The organism is Methanothermobacter sp. THM-1, from assembly GCF_009914355.1.
Classification (GTDB): domain Archaea; phylum Methanobacteriota; class Methanobacteria; order Methanobacteriales; family Methanothermobacteraceae; genus Methanothermobacter; species Methanothermobacter wolfei.
Map to the genome: position 1 here is coordinate 1,395,342 of NZ_CP044013.1, position 12,789 is coordinate 1,408,130.

The 12,789-nt window shown below is 53.0% G+C and carries 13 protein-coding genes; 5 read left to right on the top strand and 8 right to left on the bottom strand.

What is annotated here, in order from left to right:
* Positions 1-9: 9 nt before the first annotated feature.
* Positions 10-195 (bottom strand): ATP-binding protein, encoded by a 186-nt coding sequence (locus FZP57_RS07225; protein ID WP_074359381.1) that lies wholly within the window; start codon positions 193-195, stop codon positions 10-12.
* A 178-nt stretch (positions 196-373) separates the two neighbouring features.
* Here FZP57_RS07225 and oadA point away from each other — a divergent pair, with 178 nt between their 5' ends.
* A complete protein-coding gene (oadA, locus tag FZP57_RS07230) occupies positions 374-2,080 on the top strand; it encodes a sodium-extruding oxaloacetate decarboxylase subunit alpha (RefSeq protein WP_191216149.1) in 1,707 nt (568 codons plus the stop codon).
* A gap of 415 nt (positions 2,081-2,495) precedes the next feature.
* On the opposite strand, the gene queC is transcribed toward oadA, so the two are convergent.
* The 3 genes from queC to FZP57_RS07245 are packed head-to-tail and all read right to left on the bottom strand — an operon-like array spanning position 2,496 to position 4,767.
* Positions 2,496-3,170, bottom strand: a complete 675-nt coding sequence (queC, locus tag FZP57_RS07235; RefSeq protein ID WP_238337889.1) for a 7-cyano-7-deazaguanine synthase QueC — start codon at positions 3,168-3,170, stop codon at positions 2,496-2,498.
* Complete coding sequence (larC, locus tag FZP57_RS07240) at positions 3,167-4,378, bottom strand: nickel pincer cofactor biosynthesis protein LarC (protein WP_191216150.1); 1,212 nt, start codon at positions 4,376-4,378, stop codon at positions 3,167-3,169. The genes queC and larC overlap by 4 nt, the downstream gene beginning before the upstream one ends.
* A gap of 56 nt (positions 4,379-4,434) precedes the next feature.
* Entirely contained in the window at positions 4,435-4,767 is a 333-nt protein-coding gene (locus FZP57_RS07245) for an MJ1244 family protein (protein ID WP_074359385.1), read from the bottom strand.
* Between the two features lie 180 nt (positions 4,768-4,947).
* On the opposite strand from FZP57_RS07245, the gene cobZ reads away from it, so the two are divergent.
* The 4 genes from cobZ (at position 4,948) to upp (ending at position 7,940) form a co-directional block, all read left to right on the top strand.
* A complete protein-coding gene (cobZ, locus tag FZP57_RS07250) occupies positions 4,948-5,796 on the top strand; it encodes an alpha-ribazole phosphatase CobZ (protein ID WP_238337890.1) in 849 nt (282 codons plus the stop codon).
* A 15-nt stretch (positions 5,797-5,811) separates the two neighbouring features.
* Positions 5,812-6,555, top strand: a complete 744-nt coding sequence (gene cobS / locus FZP57_RS07255) for an adenosylcobinamide-GDP ribazoletransferase (RefSeq protein ID WP_191216151.1) — start codon at positions 5,812-5,814, stop codon at positions 6,553-6,555.
* 208 nt (positions 6,556-6,763) lie between these two features.
* Entirely contained in the window at positions 6,764-7,318 is a 555-nt protein-coding gene (locus tag FZP57_RS07260) for a tRNA (cytidine(56)-2'-O)-methyltransferase (protein WP_191216606.1), read from the top strand.
* The gene (upp, locus tag FZP57_RS07265; protein ID WP_238337891.1) at positions 7,296-7,940 is read left to right on the top strand and encodes a uracil phosphoribosyltransferase; all 645 of its coding nucleotides are present in this window, start codon (positions 7,296-7,298) and stop codon (positions 7,938-7,940) included. Before FZP57_RS07260 ends, upp begins: the two co-directional genes overlap by 23 nt.
* A gap of 154 nt (positions 7,941-8,094) precedes the next feature.
* Here the strand turns inward: upp and FZP57_RS07270 are convergent, their stop codons facing one another.
* The 4 genes from FZP57_RS07270 to rplJ are packed head-to-tail and all read right to left on the bottom strand — an operon-like array spanning position 8,095 to position 12,601.
* Positions 8,095-8,598 carry a fumarate hydratase C-terminal domain-containing protein gene (locus FZP57_RS07270; protein WP_191216152.1) on the bottom strand — a complete coding sequence of 168 codons (504 nt, stop codon included), beginning with the start codon at positions 8,596-8,598 and terminating at the stop codon, positions 8,095-8,097.
* Between the two features lie 18 nt (positions 8,599-8,616).
* Positions 8,617-9,762 carry a tyrosine decarboxylase MfnA gene (mfnA, locus tag FZP57_RS07275; protein WP_191216608.1) on the bottom strand — a complete coding sequence of 382 codons (1,146 nt, stop codon included), beginning with the start codon at positions 9,760-9,762 and terminating at the stop codon, positions 8,617-8,619.
* 21 nt (positions 9,763-9,783) lie between these two features.
* Positions 9,784-12,066 carry a phosphoenolpyruvate synthase gene (gene ppsA, locus FZP57_RS07280; protein ID WP_191216153.1) on the bottom strand — a complete coding sequence of 761 codons (2,283 nt, stop codon included), beginning with the start codon at positions 12,064-12,066 and terminating at the stop codon, positions 9,784-9,786.
* A 52-nt stretch (positions 12,067-12,118) separates the two neighbouring features.
* Positions 12,119-12,601 carry a 50S ribosomal protein L16 gene (gene rplJ / locus FZP57_RS07285; RefSeq protein WP_074359390.1) on the bottom strand — a complete coding sequence of 161 codons (483 nt, stop codon included), beginning with the start codon at positions 12,599-12,601 and terminating at the stop codon, positions 12,119-12,121.
* Between the last annotated feature and the right edge of the window lie 188 nt (positions 12,602-12,789).

Sequence of the window (12,789 nt, forward strand, 5' to 3'; positions counted from 1 at the left end):
CGGAGGACCTCAGTCCTCCTGGACCTCTATGCACTCGTTTGGACAGACGTCCATGCACACCTCGCACTCATTGCATTCCTCAGGGTGCTGGACCTTGAGTTTCCCGTCGACTATTATGAGTACCTCCATCGGGCATACATCAACGCATTCTCCGCATGCATCACATTCATCGTAATCTATTATTATCTTTGCCATTTCCTATTCTCCCTTACAGTTTTATGAGTGAATTTAATGGTTAGGATTTGGTCATCATCCCTTATAACCCTTTACGGGTGTGGGATGAAAGGCCTCCATATTAATACCGCTTCCAAGTATTTAAGGAAGTTCCTACTATCTATATAAAGAATTTGATTGATTTCATGAGAGGGTCACCATGAAAGGGATAAAGGTCATTGAAACAGCATTCAGGGATGCGCACCAGTCACTCCTTGCAACCCGCCTTCGTACCGAGGACATGATACCCATTGCAGAGGAAATGGACAGGGTGGGTTTCTTTTCACTGGAAGCCTGGGGCGGCGCAACCTTCGATACATGTATACGCTACCTCAATGAGGATCCATGGGAAAGACTCAGAGCTCTTAAGGATAACGTGAAGAAGACACCCATCCAGATGCTCCTCAGGGGACAGAACCTTGTCGGTTACAAACACTACCCCGATGATATTGTGAGGAAGTTCATCGAGAAGGCATATGAAAACGGCGTTGATGTTTTCAGGATATTCGACGCCCTCAATGACCTCAGGAACATGGAGTACGCCATAAAGGTTGCCGGGGAGCAGGATGCCCATGTCCAGGGGGTCATCTGTTACACCATAAGCCCCTACCACACCCTTGAGAGTTACGTTGAATTTGCAAGGGAGCTTGAGGCCCTTGAATGTGACTCGGTGGCTATAAAGGACATGGCAGGGCTCATATCACCCCATGACGCCTATGAACTGGTAAGGACCCTGAAGGAGGAGACGGACCTTATGGTGAACCTCCACTGCCACTGCACAAGCGGCATGACCCCCATGAGTTACTATGCTGCCTGTGAGGCTGGTGTTGACATTCTTGATACTGCAATATCACCCCTCTCATGGGGGGCGTCGCAGCCGCCGACCGAGAGTGTTGTGGCTGCACTCCGGGACACGCCATACGACACCGGACTTGACCTCCGGATACTCAAGAACATAAAGAAGTACTTCGAGGGGATAAGGAAGAAGTACAGCAGCATCCTGGACCCTATAGCCGAGCAGATCGACACGGATGTGCTGATCTATCAGATCCCTGGGGGTATGCTGTCAAACCTTGTATCCCAGCTCAAGGAACAGAACGCCCTTGACCGCTATGAGGAGGTGCTGGAGGAGATGCCCAGGGTGAGGAAGGATATGGGTTACCCTCCACTTGTAACGCCCACCAGCCAGATAGTCGGTATACAGGCCGTTATGAATGTCCTAAGCGGTGAAAGGTACAGTATGGTCACCAATGAGGTTAAGGACTACTTCAGGGGACTCTACGGGAGGCCCCCCGCCCCTGTGAATCAGGAGGTCGCCAGGAAGGTTATAGGGGATGAGAAGCCAATAGACTGCAGGCCCGCAGACACCCTTAAACCGCAGTTTGAGGAGTGCAGGAGGCGCGGTGAGGAGATGGGTATAATAGGGAAGGAGGAGGATATCCTCACCCTGGCCCTCTACCCTGCCATAGCACCCAGGTTCCTGAGGGGTGAAGTTGAAGCCGAACCCCTGGAGCCACCCAGAGAGGAGTCACCTGCACCCGGTGACGTGCCGACCCTCTTCCATGTTGAGGTTGATGGTGACGAGTTCCAGGTGAGGGTGGTTCCTGCAGGCTACATGACCATAGAGGAGGCTGAACCCGAACCCCTGGATGTTGAGGGTGCGGTTAAGTCAACGATGCAGGGTATGATTGTGAAGATCAAGGTCAATGAGGGTGACACTGTGAATGCAGGGGATGTTGTTGCGGTTGTTGAGGCCATGAAGATGGAGAACGACATCCAGACACCCCATGGTGGTGTTGTTGAGAAGATATATGTTGAGGAGGGTGAACGTGTGGAGACCGGAGCCGTCCTCATGGTCATAAAATAGTTAGACTGATCCCTTTCCCCACATCCTGAACCTCCCAATTTATTTTTTTTCTATTTTAGCTGAAATGAAAAACTTCAAAGTCGGCGCCTTTTAGCTGATGATACTGGAAAAACTTCCGAGGCAGCACTCTTTTCTGAAAATCCGACGCATACCATAAATTGTCAGGGCTCTCTGGCTATTACTGCGGGTGCGGCCAGCGTAATAATCAGGAGACTCAGGAGGGTTTCTAAATTCAGGTTTTAGGCTACCTTCCGGGTAAAAATTAAATAATAATCACTGACCGCCACCTTTCCCATCTAACAGTCATTTCATGAGGCTTCTGCGGATTGGTTCCCGCGAAGAAAGAGTGAATGCCTATGCCCTCAAGGGGATGGGGATGCCTTCTGATTAAAGGCCGTGAATGACCTTCTATTCATCATTCACGGTACTCTGTGGGGTCCTCAGCCCCTGCAAGTTCAAAGGCCCTCCTCCTCCGGAGGCATGACTCGCAGACTCCACAGTGGACATCCTCTCCGGTGTAACATGAATATGTGAGTTCAAAGGGGAAGTCCATCTCCATACCGGCCTCAACTATCTCCTTCTTGGTCATGTCAATGACGGGGGCGAGGACCCTGACACCCCTGAGGGTCCCTATACCCAGGAGGCTGTTGAAGGCCTCGAGGAATTCCCTTGAATTATCCGGGAATGTGGCTGCCTCCTCCCTGTCCCAGCCAACTATAACCGCGTCCGCGTCAAGGGCCTCTGCAAAGGACACCCCCACCGAGGTGAAGACTATGTTCCTGCCGGGGACCCAGACCTTCCTGGCTGTCTCAAGGCACTCCTCAACATCATCAAGGTCCCCTGGTGAGGGCAGCTCCCCATCATCCGTCAACACGGAACCTCCGAGTTCGCCGAGCCATGGGAGCTCTATGACCCTGTGTTCAATTCCCAGGTACTCTGAGAGTTTCCTGGCGTACCTGACCTCCATCTGGGCGCTCCTCTGCCCATAATCAAATGTGATGGCACTTATATCGTATTCTCTGCTTAGGAGTGCCGTTGAGACACCCGAATCCATACCTGCTGATAATATGCTGATGGCCTTCCTCATCATTGACCTCCTGATCTCTGTAGAGACGCCCTGAACTGTTCCTCCGCCATCTCAATAACATCCCTGAGGGGTATGCCGGTCTCAAGGGATATCCTCCGGGCGTCATCGTACTCTATCCTTGCGTTCAGTGGCCTGGATCCAAGGAATCCTACCTTGAACCTTGCCCTGCGCCTCCCCCTGATTTCAACCTCCCCCTCTATTATCTTCCTTTCAAGTATGCTCCTGTGGACTTGCGGGAAAACCCTGACCCCAAGCGTCCCGGTCTCCCTGAACAGGGCCTCAAGGATCCTTTCATGCTCCGCCTCCCTGCATATTACCCTGATAAGCTGACCCGGCCTGTTCTTCTTCATTATAACAGGGGTTAGTGTCACGTCAAGGGCCCCCTCATCCATGAGTCGCTTGAAGAGGCTCCCCAGGACCTCCCCGCTCAGGTGATCAACATTTGTCTCAAGGAGGACTATCCTGTCGGAGGGTAGGGGTTCCCTTCCCCTGAGGATCCTGAGGACGTTGGGGAAGTCCGGGTCCATCCTGCCTGCGCCGTAGCCTGTGGCCTGTATCTCCATTGGAGGGTAGAACCTCCTGTGGCCCTCTGCCATGTTAACCAGGAGCGCCGCCCCTGTTGGTGTTGTAAGTTCCACCTCGGCCGGCCCCCCCTCCACCGGGAAGCCCCTCAGGATTTCTGCTGTTGCAGGTGCGGGTACCGGTGTTATACCGTGGGCCCCCATGACCCTGCCTCCCCCAACCGAAACAGGTAGCGTGTAGACCTTATCCATGTGCATGTTAAGGTCGAAGTAGGCGAAGACCGCCCCGATAACATCTGCAACCGCATCTGCAGCTCCGACCTCATGGAAGTGTATCTCATCGAGTCCCCTGCCGTGTACCGATGACTCTGCCTGGGCGATTGTATGGAACACTGCCCTGGCCATTGACATCATATCATCATCAAGGAGGGGGTTTTTGATGCCGTCAAGGCGCCTGAGGAACTCCCTGTATCCTATGGCCTGTGATTCATCGGTTTTCACTTCAACGTAGGTTGCCCTGATACCCGCCCTTTTAACCTCAGAGACCCTGACCTCAGCACCGCCGAAGTGGGATGCTGACTCCTCCATTACCTCAACTGTCCTTTCAGGGTGGGCTCCGAGGTCCATGAGGGCCCCGACCATCATGTTCCCTGAAACACCTGCAACCTGGGGGTCTATTACCGTAACCATGGGAGCACCTGTATTCCTGTCATGAAGCATTCAGTGAATATGGCTAAAACCTGGATCTAGGTACCCGGGGAGTTTACTATTATCCTCTTTATGGGGATCTCCATTATGGTGTACTTCTCCTCACCCATATCATCCCTGAACCTTTTTATGATGGGTTCAACCATTTCCTCATCCACAACGGAGCATACGAGGACGGCGTCCCTTGCATAGTCATGTATCAGTGAGATGGCTGATTCAGGGTCCTCCTTAACAGTGAATCCCTTCCATTCTGCCGGGGAAACACCCCTGTACTCCACAATGTAGAAGCCTGTGACGCCCTCATCAGCCAGTATGTTCATGACACGGCCGAGGTTCTCAACCTCAATGAATATACGCAGATGCACCTTCATTAACATCACCAGATATAGATATGTGTTGTGCAGATAATAAATCTGATGATGGGAGATCCTTACAGGCAGGGTCCATAAGATGGATGCCATGGGCCGATAAGGATATGGGTATCCTCCATCCGCATGTGGGTGAACCTCATGAATGTGGATATGCCTGGATGAACCGATAAATAACTGAAGGTGAACCCTTTGAAGGAAGAAGTGAATGTTAACGGGATTGGAGTATCATTTGAAGGCGATAAGGTGGTGGTCTCTGGGGATTCTGGACTGGTGGTGGCTGGAGACTCCATACTGTTTACCGGTGAACTTGAATATGAGATGGTGTCAGGGGATATTGAGGTTAGCTCCCTGGAGAATGTTACCTGCGCATCATCATATCATGATGGTGTCCTGGATCTCCTTGTGGTCCTTGGGGAGCCCTGCGGTGACCGTGTCCTGGAGTGCTTCAGGGCCGCGGTTGAGGAGGCCTCCCTCAGGGCAGGGATACTCATGAAGCTCCTGAGGTCCAGGATAACCCTTGTATCCCTCCCTGGAAGCTCAGAATATGATGATTCCTGCCTCAGGGGTGCTGTGGGGGATGTTCTCGGCAAGGTCCTCCTGCCGGGTCCCGGTGTTGAGGAATGCCTGAGGATGCACGGTGCCGGGATGGAAGAGATGGTTGATGCTGGAATGGAGCTCTGTGTCGGTGTTGAGGTCACCGCTGAGCTCCGGGAAAGGCTTGAGGCCGAGATAACCCGGGCCCTGGGTGACCTTAACGTGAGGGCCCTTCTTGCAGCGGCACTCCACCTTGAGGATGACATAGAAAACCGGAGGCTCCTTGGCCTTGACCTCAGGGATGACCCGGCGTTCCTTTACAGTGATGAGGTTATAGGGATGGCCATCGCAAACCAGATAGCCGGTACAAAGGCCATATTTAACTTCAAACGCTATGATGAGGAGAAGCCCGGGGTTATAGGTGGGCTGGGCCCCATGGTCGATGATGCTGTTGCAGGGCTCATAGCAGGGTGCATGTCCCGCATCTTTGAATGATTAAGGTGGCTGGAGATGGACTTCATCAGGAAATTCGCAGGTCTCCTATCCTTCTCAACCATCGTTCCGATCCGTTCAGATGCGAGTGTTGAGGATATAGCATCCCTGACCCTCCACTGGCCCCTTGTTGGGCTGTTCATTGGGGGTGTTGTGGGTTTAAGCGGACTTATCTGTTCAAGGGTCCTGCCGGGTCCTGTTGCTGCATGCCTGGCCTATGCTGTGGCCGTCTGGTTCACCGGTTTCCATCACCTTGATGGGCTGATAGATATGGGTGATGCCCTCATGTCCCACGGGACCTTTGAGAGGAAGGTTGAGATAATGAGGGACCCCAGGATAGGTACCGGCGGCCTGGGGCTTCTTCTAATCGTATCCTCCACCACCATTGCATCAATCTACTCCCTCCCCACGGGCCTTATCCTTCAGGGGCTTCTCATCTCCGAGGTTGGGGCCAAGCTGGGTATAACTGGATGTGCCCTTGTATCAAGGCCCCTTGACACCGGGACCGGACGCTACTTTATACTGGCTGCCAGGAGGGGTGGTGCTCTCCCTGTCTGGCTCATCTGGATGGTTGCAGGGTACCTCATCCTCGGGCTGCCGGGGGCGGTCTCGGTTGTCTCCGGAATCCTGGCAGGGGTCTTCATGGGACTTGTTGCAAGGAGGAACTTCTACTGGAGTACTGGTGACGTGCTCGGCGCATCCAATGAGTTTGCAAGGATGATGTCCCTCCTGGGGCTTCTTGCAGGTGTCAGGTTAATATGATTAATGAAGACCGGGCCGGGGGGTTGATGCTCAACATGTACCCTGGATTCCCGCGGGTGTCAGATATGATGGTGCCGATTACGCATCACGATAAAATTCCAGCATATCAAATGTAAGGATAAACCCCTGATTAAACACGCAACACCGATAAAATTGTCTGATCGTGGATTGATTAATGAAGAAAAGAAATCAGCTGGAGGAGTATGATATGGATGTTAAGGTTCTGAGACTGGGTCATCGGAGATCAAGGGATGCTAGGATAACCACACATGTATGTTTAACCGCAAGGGCCTTCGGGGCCTCGGAGGTTATACTGAGCGGTGAGGAGGATCGTAATCTTATGGAGAGCGTTGAGGATGTTGTTGAACGCTGGGGCGGTCCCTTCAGGGTTAGCTACAGGCGTAACTGGCAGGGAGTCATTGATGACTGGAAGAGGAGCGGTGGAGAGGTCGTGCACCTTACAATGTACGGGCTCCCTGCAAGGGACGTTATACCCTCCATGAGGGAGACGGGGAGGGATAAACTGGTGGTTGTCGGGGGTGCAAGGGTCCCCGGGAAGGTCTACAGGCTGGCCGACTACAACGTTGGTGTGACAAACCAGCCCCACTCCGAGGTATCATCCCTTGCCGTGTTCCTCCACATGCTGTTTGATGGTGCTGAATTCGACCTTAAATTCAGTGATGCCATGGTGGAGGTGGTCCCCCAGGCCCATGGTAAAAGGATTAGGACAGGGGATGGTGATGAGGATGCTGAAATTGATTGATAACCTTATCGTAAGGGAGACCCTGACCTCCATAAGGCGTAAGGGGGTTAGAGCTGCGGATTTCAGGCGGGGACTCTCTGAGCTGGGGCGTTACATGGCCTATGAATTTGCAGACACCCTCAACTACAGGGATGTGGAGGTTGAAACACCCCTGGGCGTTGCAGGTGGTGTTGAGATAAGCGACCGGGAAAGGATGGTTGTTGTGAGCATACTCAGGGCCTCGCTGCCCTTCAGTGAGGGTGTGATGAAGGTTTTCCCTGAGGCCCATCACGGGATCATAGGCGCCCGGCGGTCAGATGAACCCCCATTCAATGTATCCATAGACTACATAAGGATGCCCCGGCTGGATGGCCGGATCCTTGTGGTGGCTGACCCCATGCTTGCAACCGGTAACACCATGCTGGGCATACTTGAGGAGCTGGGGGGTTTCGGGTCCCCTGATAGGACCGTGATATTCAATGTGCTCTCCTCAAGGGAGGGCCTTGAAAGGGTGCTCAGGCGGGACCTTGAGGTCTACACCTGCGGTGTTGATGACAAACTCGATGATAGGGGGTACATCGTCCCGGGCCTCGGTGATGCAGGTGACCTGGCCTTCGGCAGGCCATCAGAATGCAGAAAATAAAGGGGCTCCTGCCTGGATATGGGTCATGAAGCCATACAGATTATCCATGGATTGGATGTGGAGTCGTCATCACAAGCCACAATAAAAATAACCGCAAAACCAACACAGATTATCCGTGGATCCATGAAAAAAGGTCCCTGCTGAGGGCATCCTATCATTCATTACTGTATATGGATCTCCCGGAGGCCGCTGCAACTATCCCCGGGATCCCCTCAACCCTTAACTCGAATATGGCCTCCATGCCCTCCTCCTCGAAGGCCGCCACCCTCCTGGATTTCACCCTGCTTGTGAGGAGTGCCGCTACTGGTGGTGTTACAATAAAAACAGCCCCTGCCTCTCCAAGGGCCCTGATTGTGTCATCGCCAAGCTTACCCTTCCCTATATGTACCAGGACCCCTGCAGATGCAAGGTAGGGTATGCTTTCCTCTATATCCTCCTTGTTACTGCTTGTGGGGGCTATCCCTGCAGGGCTTACGGCGGTGTGCATTATGGCAGCCCCCTTGACATCTATGGGACTTTCACCATTTTTAAGTGCCCCTACGAGTTTCGGGAGTGCCGCGTCCCTTCCTGTGAAGATGGTGCCCCTGAGGAGGACCCTGTCACCCACCTCAAGTTTCCCTATCTCTGCAGGGTCTGCGGGTAGTGTTATCTCAATCATCCTATCACTCCAGGCTTATCAGATGAGGCCTTCAAGGTCCTCGAGGAAAATTTCAATGTGCTCCTCCCTGATATGGGGCATCAGGACCACCCTTATGGCGGGGGGGCAGGATGCAACTGAAACCGCCCATCCCCTTGACTCAAGGAGCCCTGCAAGTTCCCCTGGTGGGATTGATGGGTGGTTGAATGCCACTATGTTGAGCTCTGGCTCGGTGACCGGTATGTAGCCGAGGCCCCTGAGGCCCTCCAGGAGCTTAAATGTTACCCCCATAACCTTCAGGGCCAGTTTACGGTAACCTTCACGGCCCATATGCTTCATAACGGCCCATGTGGCTGCAGCCGATGCACCTGTCCTTGTGCCCACTATGGTTGACTGCTGCTTCTCTGTAAGGTAGGGTGTGTCGATGCTCATGGCATCAAGGCTGGATTCGTCCCTGAAGAGGATACATCCGCTGGGTATGGGTGCCAGGCCCATCTTATGGGGGTCGACGGTTATGGATGACACCCCTGGGAGTCTGAAATCGAATTCAGGGAGCTCATAACCGGCCTCCCTGAGGAAGGGTATTATGAATCCCCCGAAGGCGGCGTCTACGTGGAGGTGGATGCCCTCCTCAAGGCAGATCTCTGAGAGTTCAGGGATGGGGTCTATCATACCCAGCTCCGTTGTCCCTGCAACCCCCACAACCGCCACGGTGTCATCCGATATGAGGTCCGAAACCGATGACGTGTCCACCCTGTAGTTATCATCCAGTTCAGCCTCCCTGAGCTCAAGGCGGAGTATATCCGCGGCCTTCCTGAAGGAGAAGTGGGCTGACCTGGGTACTATTATTTCGGGTTTCTTGGTTTCTGACATGTTCCTGGCGGCCCTCATGGCCATGAGGTTGGCCTCGGTGCCCCCTGTTACGATGTGCCCCCTGGCATCAGCATTCCCCATCAGGGCGCCGAGCATCCCTATTACCCTTGATTCAAGGTCCCTGGTGCCTCTGAAGAGTCCGGGGTCTCCCAGGTTCGATTCAAGGAAGCTGCAGTAGACCTCCCTTGCAAGGGGGTGGGAGCAGGTGCACATGGAGCCCAGTATCCTTCCGGAGCTGTAGCTCATATCCTGCTTCCGGTATTCCTCCAGGAGCCGGAGCACCTCTTCCCTTGAAAGGCCCTTTTCATCCATCATCTACCACGAAAAAATAGTTTAGAGTAGTTTCCTCGCTGCCTTCAGGAGGAGTCTCTGCTCGGCCCGTGCAACGGTTTTCCTTACCTCTGCAACCGCATCTGTATTGGCTGATACACTGCTTATTCCAAGTTCAACCAGTTTTTCAACTATCCTTGGAATGCTTCCTGCCTGTCCGCAGATGCTTGTCTTAACACCTGCCTCGTTGCACTTCCTTATAACCCTCTCGATGAGTTTCAGTACGGCGGGGTGGCCCTCTGTGTAGAGGTCCGCTACGTGCTCATTGTTCCTGTCAATTGCAAGGGTGTACTGTGTAAGATCGTTTGTTCCGAAGCTGACGAAGTCAACGCCCACCTCTATGAAGTCCTCTATTATGAGGGCTGCTGCGGGTGTCTCGACCATTATACCGAATTCAACGTCCCTGTGGGGTTTCAGGCCTGCCTCCTCTGCGATCTCCTTGGCTTTGCGGAGTTCATCCGGGTGCTGGACCAGGGGTATCATTATGCCTATATTGGTGTATCCCTGGTCATGCAGTTTCTTTATTGCCTTGAACTCTGCCCTCAGTATCTCGGGTTCGTCGAGTTCCCTGCGTATACCCCTCCAGCCAAGCATGGGGTTGTGTTCGTAGGGCTCGTTCTCTCCGCCCTCAAGGGTCTTGAATTCATCTGTTGGCGCGTCAAGGGTCCTGTACCATACCGGGCGTGGGTAGAACTCATCCGCAACCTTGAGTATGTTCTCGGCCAGGGTCCTGACCAGTTCATCCTCACGTCCCTCTTCAATGAATTTCCTTGGGTGAAGCCCTGTTGTGAGCATCATGTGCTCGGTCCTCAGGAGACCCACACCATCCGCGCCTGTTGCAGCAGCCTTCCTGGCGGCTTCAGGCATGCTCACGTTGACCTTGACCTCTGTTACCGTGAGTAGTGGTGATTCCACCGTGACGGTTTCGGGTGCGGCTTCAGCCTTCTCCTCGCCAAGGACGCGCCCCTCATATACGAGTCCCCTGTTACCGTCGATGCTGACCACCTGTTCCTCCCTGAGGACCTGGGTTGCGTTCCCTGTACCCACAACGCACGGGATTCCAAGTTCCCTGGAGACTATGGCTGCGTGGCATGTGACTCCTCCCTCATCGGTTATTATACCACTGGCGCGTTTCATTGCGGGTACCATATCCGGTGTTGTCATGACCGTCACGAGGATATCGCCGACCTGTATCTTGTCGAGTTCATGGATCTCCCTGATTATCTTGACCTTACCTGATGCAATGCCCGGGCTTGCCCCGAGGCCCTTCACCAGGACCTCCCCTGATTCTGCCTCCGCCGCCTCCACGGTTTCCCCGGTGGCTTCTGCAAGGGTTGTTATGGGTCTTGACTGGAGCATGTAGACCTTACCGTCCATTATGGCCCACTCGGTGTCCTGGGGGTAGCCGTAGTGTTCATGTATCCTTTTACCCATCTCGTTGAGGGCTGCGATCTCTTCATCGGAGAGGACCCTTCTGTTCCTGAGTTCCTCAGGGACCTCCTTTTTAACGGTTTTTCCATCCTCCCTTGTGAACATGACGTTCTTTTCACCCACCGTGAATTCAAGGAGTTTCCCTGTTTTCTTATCAACCCAGTAGGTGTCGGGGGTCACTGAGCCTGAAACAACCGCCTCTCCAAGTCCCCATGACCCTTCAATGAGGATCTTGTCCTCGCCTGTTGACGGGTGGACCGTGAACATTACTCCGGCCTTCTCGGCATCAACCATCTCCTGGACCACGACGGCTATGTAGACCCTGGAGTGGTCAAAGTTGTTCTCTTCCCTGTAGAATATTGCCCTTGCCTCAAAGAGGGATGCCCAGCACTTTCTAACGTACTCCATGACATCTTCGGCGCCCTTTATGTTGAGGAAGGTGTCCTGCTGACCCGCGAATGATGCCTCCGGGAGGTCCTCTGCTGTGGCCGAGGAACGTATCGCCACGTATACGTCGTCCTTCCCTATCCTCTGGCAGAGGGCGTTGTATGATTCTATTATGAGTGTCTGTATGTCCTCCGGGATCTCTGTTGATGTGATTATATCCTTTATCTCCGCCGATACCCTCTGGAGTTCCTTTGTGTCGTTCACATCAAGGTTCTCCAGCATGTCCATGACCACGGACTGGAGGCCCGTATCTGCCATGAACTTTTCATAGGTTGCTGCTGTTACAACAAAGCCCGGAGGGACTGGTATGCCTGCCTGTGTCAGTTCACCAAGGTTAGCCCCCTTTCCACCGGCAATTCCCACATCATCCTTACCGAGTTCCTCAAAAAACGCCACATACTTAGCCATTCTATCCCCTGGTCTTTCTTTTAAGGTCTGGAATAATTAAAAAAATGAGTGTTTATTTTATGAGTTCTTCTCCCCTGTCAACGACGATCCTGCATGGTACAGGGAATTTCATGGCAGCCCTTCTCAGGGCTTCCTTGGCGTCCTTGAAGTTCCTCTTGTTTGTCTCGATTGTAATTATCCTCTGGTTCTTCTTTACAAGAGCAACTCTACTTACTGGTTTCCCGAATGCCTTCCTCATACCATCCTGGACACGGTCAGCCCCGGCACCTGTCGCCATTGGGTTTTCACGGACAATGTGGTGAGGGTACACCCTTATCTTAAGGTGGTAGCCCATCTTCCCCGCTCGCCTCTGCATGTAACGGTTGGATGCTATCCTAGCTGCCTCGAGGGCGTTGTGGGTTATCTGGGTGGGTGCCTTGACCGCCACGCTCATTGAAATGGGGAATTCCGCTGCTAGATTACCTATATCATACTGAACGATCTTTGATCCGGGGATCTTCTTGATATAATCTCTTCTCGTGTATGCACGAACCATAAATAATCCTCCTAAATTAAGTCTATGAGAATACTGCAAGCTCGCGATGGACCGCGAGGAATAACTATGAAATGAGTATCTCAGTAACCATTAATAAATATTGTCTTGGACTCCAGCAATAGGTTATAAGTTATGGTCTCTAATAATATAAAATACATATCTGGATGGAATACCTCTTAAAGGTTTAT